Genomic DNA, 12888 nt, shown 5'->3' on the forward strand with positions numbered 1-12888 from the left:
GGCCGTGGAAGCGGGACCGGGCTCCGGAGGCACCGCCGGTGACCAAGCCGCGGACCGCGGTTCCGGTTCCGGTTCCCGGGCGGGCCCGGAGCCGGCAGAGGCGGAAGAGGGAGGGGCACGATGAGCGGGGTCTGGGGGCGCGTGGAGTACACCGCCGCACGCGAACTGCGGGGGCCGCTCGCCATCATCGACGGCGTGGACGGTGTGGGCTGGGACGAGTTCGTCCTGTTCACCCTGGAATCCGGTGAGCGGCGCCACGGGCTCGTACTGGAGTGCGACCGGGGCACCGCCGTCGTACAGGTTCTGGAGGACACCTCCGGCATGGACCCCGCGCGCGTCCGCACCGCCTTCACCGGCGGCCCGCTGCGCGTCCCCGTCGGCCCCGGCTGGCTCGGCCGGGTCTGCAACGGGCGCGGCGAACCGCTCGACGGCGGTCCGCCGGTCTTCGGCGCCGCCACCTCGCCCGTCGGCGGCAATCCGATCAACCCCGTACGCCGCGAACCCCCGGCGGAGCCGGTGCTCACAGGCGTGAGCGCCGTCGACGCGCTCACCACCCTCGTACGCGGACAGAAGCTCCCCGTCTTCTCCGTCGCCGGACTGCCGCACCTCGAACTGGCCGCCCAGATCGCCGCTCAGTCCACGGCCGGCGGAGAGGCGTTCTGCGTCGTGTTCGCCGCCATGGGGATCACCCACGCCGACTCGGCCTTCGTACGGGACGCATTGGAGGAACGCTCGGCGGCCGGAGAACTCGTCCTGCTACTCAACACCGCCGACGATCCCGTGATCGAACGCATCCTCACCCCGCGGATCGCGCTCACCGTCGCCGAGGAACTGGCCTTCACCGGAGGCCGCCACGTCCTCGTCGTCATGACCGACATGACCAGCTACGCCGAGGCGCTGCGCGAGGTGTCCGCGGCGCGCGGCGAGATTCCCGCGCGGCGCGCCTACCCCGGCTACCTCTACAGCGATCTCGCCTCACTGTACGAGCGCTGCGGACGCATCAGGGGCCGCCCCGGCTCCGTCACCGTGCTCCCGCTGCTCACCATGCCGGCGGGCGACATCACCCACCCCGTGCCGGACCTCACCGGCTACATCACCGAAGGGCAGATCGTGCTCTCCCGCGAGGCACACGCCAAGGGCGTCTACCCGCCCGTCGACCCGCTGTCGTCACTGTCGCGCCTGATGCGCAAGGGCGCGGGGCCCGGCCGCACCCGCGACGACCATCTCGACGTCGCCGCCCAGCTGCTGGCCGGACTCGCCAGGGCCCGGCAGGTCAGGGAACTCGCCGACCTGGTCGGCCACGGCGCGCTCAGCGCCACCGACCGCCGCTACCTCGATTTCGACGAGGACTTCACCCGGCGCTTCGTCAACCAGCGCCACGACGAGCACCGCACCCTCGACCAGACCCTGGAACGCGCCTGGCAGGTGCTCCTCACTCTCCCGCGCAGCCAGCTCGCCATGCTGCCCGCCGCACTCCTCGACGCCCACGGCGCCGGGGAACGGAGCGTTCCCGGAGACGGCGCCCAGGAACACGGCGCGCCCGAACGCGCAGGGGAAGGGGCGTGACCCCGTGGCCGACCCCCGCGTCCCACCCGGCCGGGCCGGCCGCATGCGGCTGCGCCACAGTCTCGACGTGGCACTGCGCGGCGCGGACCTCCTCGACCGGAAACTGCGGATCCTGCGTACCCGTCACGAGGAGCTGCTGCGCGTCGAACGTTCCGCGGGCGAACGCTGGCGGCGCACCATGAGCGAGGCCGAGACCTGGATGCTGCGCGGACTGCTCCTCGGTGGCGAGGAGGCCCTGGACACCCTCGGCGACCGGGAACCGGCCACCGTGGAGTTCACCTGGACCTCCACCATGGGCGTACGCCACCCCGCCGCCGCCGGATGCACCGTCCCCCCGCGGGGCGCCGACGCGCGGCCCCCGGACAACACCGCCCTGGTCAACGCCGAGACCGCCTGCGCCGAGGCGCTGCGCGCGGCCGCGGCACACGCCGCGGCACGCGCCGCGGCCCGGGCCGTCGGCGCCGAGATCCTGAGCACCCGGCGGCGGGTGCGCGCCCTGCAGCGCCACTGGATCCCGCGCCTCGAACAGGCCCTGGCCCGTGCCGACCTCGCACTCGAACAGAGCGAGCACGAGGACGCCGTCCGCCGGCGCTGGGCCGCGCTGGGCACCGAAGGACGAGGGCAAGGGCAAGGACAAGGACAAGGACAAGGAGGCGCCCGTGACCACGGCGCGTGAACAGACGCCGGCACCCGACGCCGTACCGCGGCCGGGGCCCGCGGCGCCGGGAGGCCGGCCCTTTCAGGCGCTGACCAAGGACGAGGTGTATGCCGCGCTGGGCACCTCGCCCCGTGGCCTGACCGCCGCGGACGCCGGGGAACGGCGCCTGCGCTACGGCCCCAACGAGCTGCCGCAACCGCGCCGGCACGGCGTATGGCGCAAATTCCTCGCCCAGTTCACCGACCTGTTCGCGGTCGTCCTGATCGTCGCCTCGGTCTTCACCTTCAGCGCCTGGCTGCTCTCCGACCCACGCGAAACCGGTTATCTCCAGCTCACCATCGCGATCCTGTGCGTCGTCCTGCTCAACGCCGTGATCGGCTTCGTGCAGGAGTACTCCGCCGAGCGCACCGCACAGACCCTCCAGGCGATGGTCCCGCACACCAGCAGGGTGCTGCGCGACGGCGCCCGTACGGAGGTCCCCGCGAGCGAACTCGTCCCCGGGGACCTCGTCGTGCTGGAGGCCGGGGACGCGGTCTCCGCCGACTGCCGCCTCGTGGAGGCGCACGCCCTGTCCGTCAACAACGCGCCGCTCACCGGGGAGAGCACCGCGGTCGGCCGGAACGCCGACCCCAGCACCGCCACCGTCGTGCTGGAGGCCCGCAACCACGTCTTCATGGGCACCACCGTCGTCAACGGCTCCGGCAAGGCGGTCGTCCTCGGCACCGGCGCCGCCACCGAGTTCGGCCGGATCTTCCGGCTCACCGAGGAAGCGCCCCAGCAGCGGACACCGCTTCAGATCCAGGTCGCCTCCATGGCACGCCGGGTGGCACTGCTCGCCCTCGCCGTCGGACTCCTCGTCATGGGACTGCGGCTCCAGTCCGGGGAACCGTTCGTCCCGACCGTCGTGTTCGGACTCGGCGTGATCGTCGCCCTCGTCCCCGAAGGACTGCCCGCGACCCTCTCGGTCTCCCTCGCCATCGGCGTACGGCGCATGGCACGCAGGCAGGCCCTGGTGAAACGGCTCCTCGCGGTGGAGGCGCTCGGCTCCACGACCGTCATCTGCACCGACAAGACCGGCACCCTCACCCAGGCGGAGATGACCGTCACCGAACTGTGGCGTGCCACCCCCGGCACCGGCCCCGAGGTCTCCGGCGTCCGGGCCATCGACGTCCCGGCCACCGCCGTCCCGGCCATCGGCGTCCCGGCCTCCGCCGTCCCGGAAACCGGCGCAGGCCACGCCGTCTCCGGCATCGGGTACGGCCCCGAGGGCGAGGTGACGGACCCCGGACCCGTGCGCGAGATGCTCCGCTGCGCCGCGCTCTGCTCCGACGCCCGGCTGCTGCCGCCGACCGGCAAGCTCGGCCGGCGGGTGCTCGGCGACACCACGGAGGGGGCCATCCTCGTCGCCGCCGGGAAGGCCGGTATCGACACGGAGGCGGAGGAGAAGGCGTCCCCGCGCGTCGCGGAGTTTCCCTTCGACCCGGTGCGCAAGCTCATGAGCACCGTCCACCGCACGCCGGACGGGCTTCAGATCTGCACCAAGGGCGCCTACCAGGAACTGCTCACCCGCTGCACCACCCTCGACCGGGACGGCGCAGCGGTCCCCCTGACCCCGGAGCTGCGCGCCTGGGTCGTCAGCGCGGGCGACGCCATGGCGGCCCAGGGCCTGCGCGTCCTGGGCGTGGCGCGGCGCGCCTGCGACGAACCGCCCCGCGCCATGGAGGAGGCCGAGTCCGGGCTGGTGTTCCTGGGCCTCGTCGGCATGCTCGACCCGCCCCGGCTGGAGGTGTCGGAAGCGGTACGCGCCTGCCGGCGCGCGGGGATCCGGATCGCGATGGTCACCGGCGACCACCCGCTGACGGCGGAGGCGATCGCCCGCAGGGTCGGCATCGTCACCCACCCGTCGCCCACCATCGTCACCGGCAGCGCCCTCGACGCCATGGACGACGCCAGGCTCGACGGCCTCGTCGCCACCCCCGGCGAGCTGCTGCTGTGCCGGGTCAGCCCCGAGCACAAGATGCGTATCGTCGCGGCCTTCCGGCGACAGGGGCAGGTGGTGGCGGTCACCGGCGACGGTGCCAACGACGCGCCGGCGCTCAAGCACGCCGACATCGGCATCGCCATGGGGGAGGGCGGCACCGACGTCGCCCGCGAGGCCTCGGCGATGGTGCTGCTCGACGACTCGTTCGCTTCCATCGCCGCCGCCGTCGAGCTGGGCCGCTCCGTCTACCGCAACATCCGCAGGTTCCTCGTCTACCTCTTCAGCTCCAACGTCGCGGAGCTGGCCCCGATCGTGGGCGCCGCGTTCGCCGGGTTCCCGCTGGTCCCCATCAGCGCCCTGCAGATCCTGGCGATCGACCTCGGCTCGGACGTCCTGCCGTCCCTCGCCCTGGGCGCGGAGCCGCCCGAGCCGGACACCATGGACCGCCCGCCCCGCTCCCGGCGCGAACGCCTCTTCTCCCTCTCTCTGGTGGGCCGGATCTTGTTCCTCGGCGGGGTGCAGTCCATCGGTGTCTGCTTCCTGTTCTTCTGGACCATCCACTCCTCGGGGATCCCGTTGTCCGACTTCACCGCCGACGAACCGGCGTACCAGAAGGCGGTCACCCTGACCCAGGCGACGATCGTGGTCAGCCAGTTCTTCAACTCGCTGGCCGTGCGCACCGACCGGGAGAGCGTCTTCAAGGTGGGGCTGTTCAGCAACCCCCGGCTGCTGCTGGCCGGCCTGTTCGGACTCGCCCTGATGGCGGCGATCAGCTACGCGCCGCCGCTCCAGGCCGTCTTCAACACCGCCCCGCTCACGGCCCTCGACTGGCTGGTGATGGCCAGCTTCGGCCTGCTGCTCCTGGCCGCCGAGGAGACCAGGAAGTGGGTGCTGCGCCGCAGCCGGCCGCACGCGGCCGCACATGACAAGGAGGAGGCACCGTGAGAGTGATCGTGGTGGGCTGCGGCAGGGTCGGCTCGGCGCTGGCCGTCCGGCTGACGGCCGAAGGGCACGACGCGCGGATCATCGACCGCAACCCCAGGTCCGCACGGCTGCTGCCGGCCGGATTCCCCGGCCTCGTCGTGCACGGCAACGGCTACAGCCGGAGGGTCCTGGAGGAAGCGGGCATCGAGCACGCCGACGCGTTCGTCGCCGTCACCTCGGGCGACAACACCAACATCGTGAGCGCGCGGACCGCCAAGGAGACCTACCGGGTGCCGATCGTCCTCGCCCGGATCTACGACCCGAGACGCGCCGACATCTACCGCGACCTCGGCATCCCCACCATCTCCAGCGTCCGGTGGAGTGTGCACCAGTTCCACCAGATGCTGCTGCACCGCCATCTGACACCCGAACTCGACTTCGGCAACGGCGAGACGCTGCTGGTCCGCTCCCAGCTGCCCGGCTACCTCACCGGACGGCCGCTCGGCGATCTGGAGGTGGAGGGCGAGATCCGGCTGGTCGAGGTCACCCGGGGCGGCAGGTCCTTCCTGCCCGCCCACAGCACCCCCGCCGAGGCCGACGACCTCGTGACCTTCGCCGTGGCCGCCGAGTCCCTGACCCGGCTGAGCGGCTTTCTGGACAAGGAGCTGGGCACATGAAGGTCCTCATCGCCGGTGCCGGGAGGCTCGGCAGCCAGATCGCCCAGGTCCTTGGGACCGCCCGCAACGACGTCACACTCGTCGACCGTGACGACGAGCGGCTGCGGGAACTCGCGGAACGGAAGATCCCGGCGCGGCTGGAGGAGGGCGACGCGTGCGAACCCTCCGTCCTGGAGACGGCCGGTGCGCTCACCGCGGACATCGTCATCGCCACCACGGGGGAGGACGAGGACAACCTCGTGATCTGCCTGCTCGCCAAGCGGCAGTTCGCGGTGGAGCGGGTCGTCGCCCGGATCAACGACGACGACAACGCGTGGCTGTTCGACGAGCGCTGGGGCGTCGACGCGGCCGTGCCCGCCGCCGCGCCGCTGATCTCCCTCATCGAGGAGGCGGTCAGCGCCACCGACACGGTCGCCCTGCTGAGGCTCAGCAAGGCGGGGGTCAATGTCATCGAGACCACGATCAGTGCGCGGTCCAGGGCGGTCGGCCGGACCATCGGCGACCTCGCCGTGCCCGAGGGCACGGTCGTGGCGGCGGTCATCCGCGACGGCAGCCCCGTGGCCCCGGTGCCGGCCTTCCGTTTCGCGGCGGGCGACGAGGTACTGCTGGTCTCCCACGCGGCGTCGGAGAGCGAGGTGCACGCCGTCTTCCAATAGGCCCCCGGCCCGGCGCCGCCGGACAGTGGGCCGGACGGTTCGGGGTCAGCGCGGCGAGGGTGCGGGTGCGGGTGCGGGTGCGGGTGCCGGTGCCGGGGTCGTCGCGGCGCCGGCCTCCGGCCGTGCGACCGGCCACGGCCGCGGCTCCGGCACCGTGACGACGGGGCACGGGGCGAGCCGCAGGCAGTCCCTGGCCACCGGTCCGAGCAGGGGCGACCCGTCGGCCCCGGTCCCGCCGCGGCCCAGCGCGAGCAGCACGGCCCGGCGCGCGTACCGGAGCAGCACCGGCACCGGCGGGCCCTGCTCCAGTACGGCGCGGACCCGGACGCCCGGGACCGTCTCCCGGAGCCGGGCGACGCTGTCCCGCAGCATCACCGCGGCGCGCCGCCGTTCCTCCTCCGCCGTGAGCCCGGCGGGGGAGGGAGCGTACGGCGCGTACAGGGCCGCCGCGGGCGTCCAGGCGTGCACCGCCAGCACGTGGGTGCCGAGCGGGCCGGCCCGCTCCGCTGACCAGCGCAGCGCGGCCAGCGACGAGGCGGAGCCGTCGACGCCGACGATCAGCACACGCGGAGCGGGTCGTTCACGTTCCACCGGTGACCACCCGGCCCTTTCCACCGGGCGGCCTGCGCGGCTGCCGGATCTTCTCGAGGGTCTGGGGCTCGTCGGCGGGATTCCGGGACGGCCCGGAAATGAAGGGCAGCTCCTGGGACGGCCCGGAGATGTGCTGCCGGGACGGCCCGTAGAAGGAATGCAGCGGCTCGCGCCGGGAGCGGCAGCCCGCGCCCGCGAGGAACCCTGCCGGCGCGATGCCGGCCGTGTCGTCGTGGATGGCGGGACCCCGGGCGGGCACGGCGGGTCCCGGTTCCGGTCCCGTCGGTGCCTGCATCCCGGACGCGTACATGGAATCCCGCCTTCCTGTACCCGGAGAGAGCGCCGCGGCGGCTCCGCGCTGCTCTCCCGCCACTGTCACCGTGCCGCGTGCCGGCGAGGCGCTCCGGGGGTCAGAAGGGCAGCTTGTCCATGACCGCCTCCGGGTCCCGCCGCGGGGAGCTCGGTCCCTCGGGCCCGTAGCCCAGCCTCAGCAGGATCTGCGGGTGGTGCAGGCCCGCATCCGGCCGGCTCACCTCCCGCCGCAGGTCCGGCCACTCCATCGCCTGGTGCAGAAGCGAGGCCCGCAGGCCGAACGAGGTGGCGACCAGCAGTACGTGCTGGAGCGCCTGTCCCGCCCGCAGCCAGTCCGCCCTGCGGTCGTGCGGCGTGGCCAGCACGGCGAGCAGCGGCGACCGCTCGAAGGGCGCGGCCGGCAGCCGCTCGCTGTGCGCGGCGGCGGTGAAGTCCCGCATGGGGATCCGCTCCCAGGCGTCCTGGGGCCCCAGTGCCGCCTTCGGCATCCCGATGTCCCGGTCCTCGCGCGCCGGTGTCTGCACCCACAGCCGGCTCTCGTCCCTGCGCACGGGGTCGTGGACATTGCGCCGCTCGCCCTCCGTCGTGATCCGCAGCAGCCGCCGCGCCTCCTCGGGGGTGGCGAAGTCCAGCAGCGCCCCCTCCACACGGGCTGTCTCGGCGAGCTCTTCCAGCACGGCGGGGGAGACCGGGCGGCCGGAGAAGGGGAACCGGCTGCTGTGCCGGCGCCAGATCGCCTCGTACAGGTCCGGCGGCTGCGGCGCCTCGGCCGGCGTACCGTCCTCCAGCCGTACGGTCGCCAGCAGCCGGGGATCGTCCGGGCGCGGCAGCAGCCGCGTCCTGGGCCACCAGCCGAAGTGGGCGATCGCCACCCGCAGATTGCACAGCGACGCCCCGACGGACATGTGCAGTGCCCGTCCCGCGGGATCGCTGAACCGCAGGCTGCGCTCGGGGGCCGCGCGCACCTCCAGCGCCACCGCGTCCGGATCGAGACGGAAGCGCCAGGGCTGTGTGTTGTGGATGGAAGGCGCGGCGACGGCCGCGGAGACCAGGGTCTCCAGCGTCCGAGCGTCGAGGGTGAGGGTCTGCATGGGAACCCCTCCGCACAGGTGCCGGGTCGAATGAGTGTGTTGCCCCAGCGTCGCCGGTGTGGACCGCGCCGAGCAGGGGCCATTGGTCCCGGAATGGGGGCCGAACGTATCTGCGGATGCCCCGACGGGCCCCTCCCCGCCCCTGCCCGCCGGATGGCACCTTCCGATCAGTGACGGCGCGGGTGCACGGAGGAGGCGTACGGAAGATGTGGCGGACCAGGGATGCGAGGATCCCGTTCTGGCGGTGGCGGCACAACGCGCTCCGCCGACCGAGCGACATCGCCGAGGCCTGGGTCGTGCTCGTCGCCTGGGTGCTGGCGATCGCAGGGGGGACGGCCACCGGACTCGCCTGCGCGTGGACTGTCGAGGACACCCTGGCGCGGCAGCGCGTGGAACGCCAGGAGGTGTCGGCGGTGCTCACCGCCGACGCGCCGCGCACCGTCGTGGTGTCACCCGCGGGCCAGACCGACGCGCGGGTGCCGGCCGAGGTGAGCTGGACCGGCGCGGACGGGGCGGTCCACCACGGCAGGGCCCTCGTCGATCCCGGCACGCCGACCGGGACGGCGGTCTCCGTCTGGACGGACGGCACGGAACGGATCACGTCGGCACCGGCCTCGCCCCTCGACGCCGCCGTGCGCACCGTGCTGCTCGGCACCTTCGCGGGCGCCGGCAGCGCGCTGCTCGTCCTGGCCGTCGGGCGGATGGTCCGCTGGCGGATGGAGGACCGGAGCGTGGCGAGCTGGGGGCCCGAGTGGGAGCAGGTCGGCCCGATGTGGCGGCGCACCACGAGCTGACCGCCCAGACCGGCCGCGGGGGCGGGAGTGGCCGGCCGGCCCTCCGCGGGGGCCGGTCGGCCCTGTGGAACCGGGCCGGGACGAGAGACGATGAAGGGGACAGGAAGGAGGCGGACATGGCCGGAACGATGCAGCGTCGGCCGGCGCTGTCTGACCTGTTCGACTGGATCGGCGAAGGTCTTCCGGGCCTGCGCGGCGGTCCCGGGGCGCACATGATCCGGATCGAGGAGAACCTCGCCGACGACATGTACACCCTGCGCGCGGAACTCCCCGGTGTCGATCCCGCCAAGGACGTGGAGATCAGCATCAGCGACGACATGCTGACGCTCAAGGCGGAGCGAAGCACGCAGAGCACCGGGAAGCACCGAACCGAGTTCCACTACGGCACCTTCACCCGCTCGGTCCGGCTGCCCGCCGGAGCCCGCGGCGAGGAGGCGGCGGCAAGCTACAAGGACGGTGTTCTCACCGTCACGGTCCCGGTTTCCGAGGCGACGAAGGAAAGCAGGACCATCGAGGTGCGGCACGGCTGAGGACTGCACGCCGCAGCCGCACGGGGTTCGCGCGCCCGACGGGGAGCCGGGCGCGCGAACCCCCATTCCCCTGACCGGACCCACGCCCGCGCGAGGTGCGACATGAGGGTACTGATCGGTTACGGGAGCCTGCACGGAGCCACCAAGGGCATCGCTGAGAGGCTCGCCGCCGGACTGCGCGAGTTCGGGTTCGACGCCGACGTACGGCCGCTGGACCCGCGGACGGACCCCGAGGGCTACGACGCGTACGTGCTGGGCAGCGCCGTTCACGACGCCGACTGGCTGCCCGGGGCCACGGCCTTCGTCCGCGCCCACGCGAGGACCCTGGCGGGCCGGCCCGTGTGGTTCTACAGCGTCGGCCTCGCCCGCGTGGTCGGGGGCTGGTTCGAACGCCATGCCGCGGAGCCGAAGTCGATGCCGGAACTCCGCCGCCTGACCGGCCCGCGCGCCCACCGCCTGCTGGCCGGCGCCCTGCGCCGGGAACACATCCCGCTGATCGGGCGGGTGGTCTACCGCCTGATGGGCGGCCGCTACGGCGACTTCCGGGACTGGGCCGAGATCGATGCCTGGGCCCAGGACATCGCCTTCGACCTGGCGGAGGCCAGCGTGTGACCTGACCCCTGCGCGGCCCTGCGCACCCGGCCCCGCCCAGCCCGGAGCCTGCGGCCCACGGCTACGGCCCGGTCGCGGCGGGACCTCCGCTCCGGACCCGGACTCCACCGGACTCCGCCGTCGTTGACTCGCTGTCCGGCCAGAGCTGCGCCAAGTACCGCTCGACACCGTGCGCTACGCCCTGCTGTGCCAGACGGCGTACTTCCTCCCGGCCCGTGCACCGGATCCGGGCGCGCCGGGTTCCGCCGGTGTCCGACAGGCGGACCGTCTCGGGCATCGGGCCGCCGGCCACTCCCCAGACGATCAGTTGCCCCGACTCACTGCGGATACGGACATCGCCCTGCTCGTCCCAGCTGCCGGGGGCTTCCGCGGGAGGCTCCCCGTCCCACACCTCCACCCTCAGCGCGGCCGTGTGCGTATGGCCGGCGCTCTCGACGTCGATCCGGCCCGGGTACTCGGACACGAAGCGCCCACCGACGTGCCCGTCCGGGTAGGGCACCGGCACGAAGGTGTCATGCAGCTCCTGGAGCGTCCGGCCATAGAAGTCCACGTGCACGTCCAGCTCCTGCTGCCGTGTCAGCCGCGCCACTGGCACTCCTTCACCGCGCCCGAACCGTCTGGTCGTCGACGGCGAGCGTAGCCCCGGCGGGTTGCCGGGCAGTGGCCGGACGGTGGAAACGCCGGTCCCCTTCACCATGTGTCCGAGACCGCGGAAATGTGCCGGGGCACGCTGTCCCACTGGATGCGAAGCGGCCATGACGCCGTGCCGGCCCGCGGGGCGGCTGCCAGCGAGGGCGGCGTGATCGAACAACCGATCCTGGGCGAGCCACAACCATCAGTTGTGCACGCCTAAGGTGAACCAGTGGACACCGAGGCACTGCGATCGTTCGTCCGGGCGGCCGAGCTCGGACAGTTGCGGCATGCGGCCGGTGAGCTGGGTGTGACGCAGCAGGCAGTCTCCAAGCGGATCGCCGCCCTGGAGCGCGAGCTGGAAGTCCGTCTGTTCACACGTACGGCCCGAGGAGTTGAGCTGACGCTCGATGGTCAGGCTTTTCTCCCCCACGCGCGGAGCATCGTCGCGGGTGTCGAGCGCGCCATCACCGCGGTCAGGCCGGGCTCCCGGGCCCTTCGGATCGACGTTCTCGGCCTGCGAAGCGCGCAGGCCGTCGTTCTGCACGACTATTGGCGGTCGCATCCCGAGACCAACCTCGACGTGGTCACCCTCCGGGTCGACGACCCACGCCTGGCGGTCGCCGCCGTCGAAGCAGGCGATATCGACGCCTCGTTCCGTACCGTCACAGCCCCGGACACACTGCCGCCCGACGTGCAAATGATTCACGCCTTCGATTCTCCGCTGGAACTTCTCGTCGGCCCGAGACATCCGCTCGCCTCCGCGCGAAGACTGACCCCACCGCAGCTGCGTAAGCACCGGATATGGGTGCCGGGTATCGCGCCCCGAAGCGAATGGGCAGAGTTCTACGATCAGCTCGCCACCGAATTCGACCTACGCATCGACGCGGCAGGCCCGCACTTCGGAGACGAAGTACTCCTGGACACCCTCGCGGGCTCCGCGGACGTGGCCACCCTCGTTGGGGCGCGCGACCGGTACATCTGGCCGACGAACTACGACCTGCGCCGCATCCCTGTCGCGAATCCCACCCTCGTATACCCACTCTCTCTCATCCTCCCCAGAACGAACCCACATCCAGGACTCCGCGGAATCATCACCCACCTCGGAAGCCTGCCAAGGCTCCCTGAGACGGTCTGGCTCCCGTCCTGGGCGACGCCACGGCGCGGCGACAGCGACATCGCAGGTGCTCGCAGGTCCCAACTCCGACGAGGGTGACTCGACCGGCTGCTGACAGCAGCCTCCACCAGCGCCTGGTGAGTCCTGTCCAGTCACCGGTACACCAGAAAGGATCGTGGCATGTCCGGCGACCGTCTCATGCGTATTCACAGCGCCGAGTTCCAGGCCATGGCCGAGAGGGTCCTGCGGGTCACCGAGCTCACCTCGCGCCTGAACGTCCTGCCCTTCGAGGACGAAGCGGGCAAGGCGGAACTGTTCGAACAGATCCTCGGCAGGCCGCTGTCGACGAGAGTCACGATCTATCCGCCCTTCTACACGGACCACGGCCTTCACCTGGACCTCGCGGAGCGCGTGTTCATCAACCAGAACTGCACGTTCCTGGACTACGCCGGCATCCGGCTCGGCGAGCGCGTGATGGTCGGGCCGAAGGCCACGTTCATCACCGTCGGTCACCCGGTCGATCCTGAGGAGCGACGGGGGTGGCTGAGCGGCGCGCCCATCGATGTGGCGGAGAACGTGTGGATCGGCGCGGGTGCCACGATCCTTCCCGGCGTGAGCATCGGCCGTGACGCCGTGGTCGCCGCCGGCGCGGTCGTGGCCGATGACGTTCCGCCGGCAACCCTGGTGACAGGCAGCAAGGCAACCGTGCACCGCCGGTGGTGACGACATCGACGGGCAGCCCGCCCGCC

At 72.6% G+C, this 12888-nt stretch carries 14 protein-coding genes; 10 read left to right on the forward strand and 4 right to left on the reverse strand.

The window, feature by feature from the left end; all coding sequences use genetic code 11:
- Positions 1-120: 120 nt before the first annotated feature.
- Genes GUY61_RS25305 through GUY61_RS25325 form a run of 5 tightly spaced genes read left to right on the forward strand, consistent with a single transcriptional unit; the run spans position 121 to position 6462 of the window.
- Positions 121-1566, forward strand: a complete 1446-nt coding sequence (locus tag GUY61_RS25305; protein WP_166632552.1) for a V-type ATP synthase subunit B — start codon at positions 121-123, stop codon at positions 1564-1566.
- Positions 1567-1570: 4 nt separating this feature from the next.
- Positions 1571-2242 carry a V-type ATP synthase subunit D gene (locus GUY61_RS25310; protein ID WP_313896845.1) on the forward strand — a complete coding sequence of 224 codons (672 nt, stop codon included), beginning with the start codon at positions 1571-1573 and terminating at the stop codon, positions 2240-2242.
- Entirely contained in the window at positions 2226-5150 is a 2925-nt protein-coding gene (locus tag GUY61_RS25315; RefSeq protein WP_313896846.1) for a cation-transporting P-type ATPase, read from the forward strand. Before GUY61_RS25310 ends, GUY61_RS25315 begins: the two co-directional genes overlap by 17 nt.
- Positions 5147-5806 (forward strand): TrkA family potassium uptake protein, encoded by a 660-nt coding sequence (locus GUY61_RS25320; RefSeq protein ID WP_166632553.1) that lies wholly within the window; start codon positions 5147-5149, stop codon positions 5804-5806. Before GUY61_RS25315 ends, GUY61_RS25320 begins: the two co-directional genes overlap by 4 nt.
- Positions 5803-6462 (forward strand): TrkA family potassium uptake protein, encoded by a 660-nt coding sequence (locus GUY61_RS25325; protein ID WP_166632554.1) that lies wholly within the window; start codon positions 5803-5805, stop codon positions 6460-6462. The genes GUY61_RS25320 and GUY61_RS25325 overlap by 4 nt, the downstream gene beginning before the upstream one ends.
- Positions 6463-6507: 45 nt before the next feature.
- Here GUY61_RS25325 and GUY61_RS25330 read toward each other — a convergent pair whose 3' ends face one another.
- From GUY61_RS25330 to GUY61_RS25340, 3 genes are all read right to left on the reverse strand, one after another.
- Positions 6508-7053, reverse strand: coding sequence for a universal stress protein (locus GUY61_RS25330; protein WP_166632555.1), 546 nt, complete (start codon positions 7051-7053; stop codon positions 6508-6510).
- On the reverse strand, positions 7043-7363 hold the full coding sequence (locus GUY61_RS25335) for a hypothetical protein (RefSeq protein ID WP_166632556.1): 321 nt from the start codon (positions 7361-7363) through the stop codon (positions 7043-7045). Before GUY61_RS25335 ends, GUY61_RS25330 begins: the two co-directional genes overlap by 11 nt.
- Positions 7364-7463: 100 nt before the next feature.
- The gene (locus GUY61_RS25340; RefSeq protein WP_166632557.1) at positions 7464-8456 is read right to left on the reverse strand and encodes an Acg family FMN-binding oxidoreductase; all 993 of its coding nucleotides are present in this window, start codon (positions 8454-8456) and stop codon (positions 7464-7466) included.
- 206 nt (positions 8457-8662) lie between these two features.
- Here GUY61_RS25340 and GUY61_RS25345 point away from each other — a divergent pair, with 206 nt between their 5' ends.
- The 3 genes from GUY61_RS25345 (at position 8663) to GUY61_RS25355 (ending at position 10392) form a co-directional block, all read left to right on the forward strand.
- Positions 8663-9250 carry a hypothetical protein gene (locus GUY61_RS25345; RefSeq protein WP_166632558.1) on the forward strand — a complete coding sequence of 196 codons (588 nt, stop codon included), beginning with the start codon at positions 8663-8665 and terminating at the stop codon, positions 9248-9250.
- Between the two features lie 116 nt (positions 9251-9366).
- Positions 9367-9780 carry an Hsp20/alpha crystallin family protein gene (locus tag GUY61_RS25350; RefSeq protein WP_166632559.1) on the forward strand — a complete coding sequence of 138 codons (414 nt, stop codon included), beginning with the start codon at positions 9367-9369 and terminating at the stop codon, positions 9778-9780.
- A gap of 102 nt (positions 9781-9882) precedes the next feature.
- A complete protein-coding gene (locus GUY61_RS25355; protein ID WP_166632560.1) occupies positions 9883-10392 on the forward strand; it encodes a flavodoxin domain-containing protein in 510 nt (169 codons plus the stop codon).
- Positions 10393-10453: 61 nt separating this feature from the next.
- Here GUY61_RS25355 and GUY61_RS25360 read toward each other — a convergent pair whose 3' ends face one another.
- Positions 10454-10981 carry a hypothetical protein gene (locus GUY61_RS25360; protein ID WP_166632561.1) on the reverse strand — a complete coding sequence of 176 codons (528 nt, stop codon included), beginning with the start codon at positions 10979-10981 and terminating at the stop codon, positions 10454-10456.
- Positions 10982-11254: 273 nt separating this feature from the next.
- On the opposite strand from GUY61_RS25360, the gene GUY61_RS25365 reads away from it, so the two are divergent.
- Together GUY61_RS25365 and GUY61_RS25370 are read left to right on the forward strand one after the other, a co-directional pair.
- Positions 11255-12238 carry a LysR family transcriptional regulator gene (locus tag GUY61_RS25365; protein WP_166632562.1) on the forward strand — a complete coding sequence of 328 codons (984 nt, stop codon included), beginning with the start codon at positions 11255-11257 and terminating at the stop codon, positions 12236-12238.
- Between the two features lie 81 nt (positions 12239-12319).
- Positions 12320-12862, forward strand: coding sequence for a DapH/DapD/GlmU-related protein (locus GUY61_RS25370; RefSeq protein ID WP_166632563.1), 543 nt, complete (start codon positions 12320-12322; stop codon positions 12860-12862).
- Positions 12863-12888: the final 26 nt, after the last annotated feature.

The organism is Streptomyces sp. GC420 (assembly GCF_009916105.1).
Taxonomy (GTDB): domain Bacteria; phylum Actinomycetota; class Actinomycetes; order Streptomycetales; family Streptomycetaceae; genus Streptomyces.

Bases quoted from the DNA above. Each gene is read 5' to 3' on its own strand.
- GUY61_RS25355 (WP_166632560.1), top strand. From the start codon at position 9,883: ATGAGGGTACTGATCGGTTACGGGAGCCTGCACGGAGCCACCAAGGGC.
- GUY61_RS25345 (WP_166632558.1), top strand. From the start codon at position 8,663: ATGTGGCGGACCAGGGATGCGAGGATCCCGTTCTGGCGGTGGCGGCAC.
- GUY61_RS25335 (WP_166632556.1), bottom strand. From the start codon at position 7,363: ATGTACGCGTCCGGGATGCAGGCACCGACGGGACCGGAACCGGGACCC.
- GUY61_RS25305 (WP_166632552.1), top strand. From the start codon at position 121: ATGAGCGGGGTCTGGGGGCGCGTGGAGTACACCGCCGCACGCGAACTG.
- GUY61_RS25370 (WP_166632563.1), top strand. From the start codon at position 12,320: ATGTCCGGCGACCGTCTCATGCGTATTCACAGCGCCGAGTTCCAGGCC.
- GUY61_RS25325 (WP_166632554.1), top strand. From the start codon at position 5,803: ATGAAGGTCCTCATCGCCGGTGCCGGGAGGCTCGGCAGCCAGATCGCC.
- GUY61_RS25350 (WP_166632559.1), top strand. From the start codon at position 9,367: ATGGCCGGAACGATGCAGCGTCGGCCGGCGCTGTCTGACCTGTTCGAC.
- GUY61_RS25340 (WP_166632557.1), bottom strand. From the start codon at position 8,456: ATGCAGACCCTCACCCTCGACGCTCGGACGCTGGAGACCCTGGTCTCC.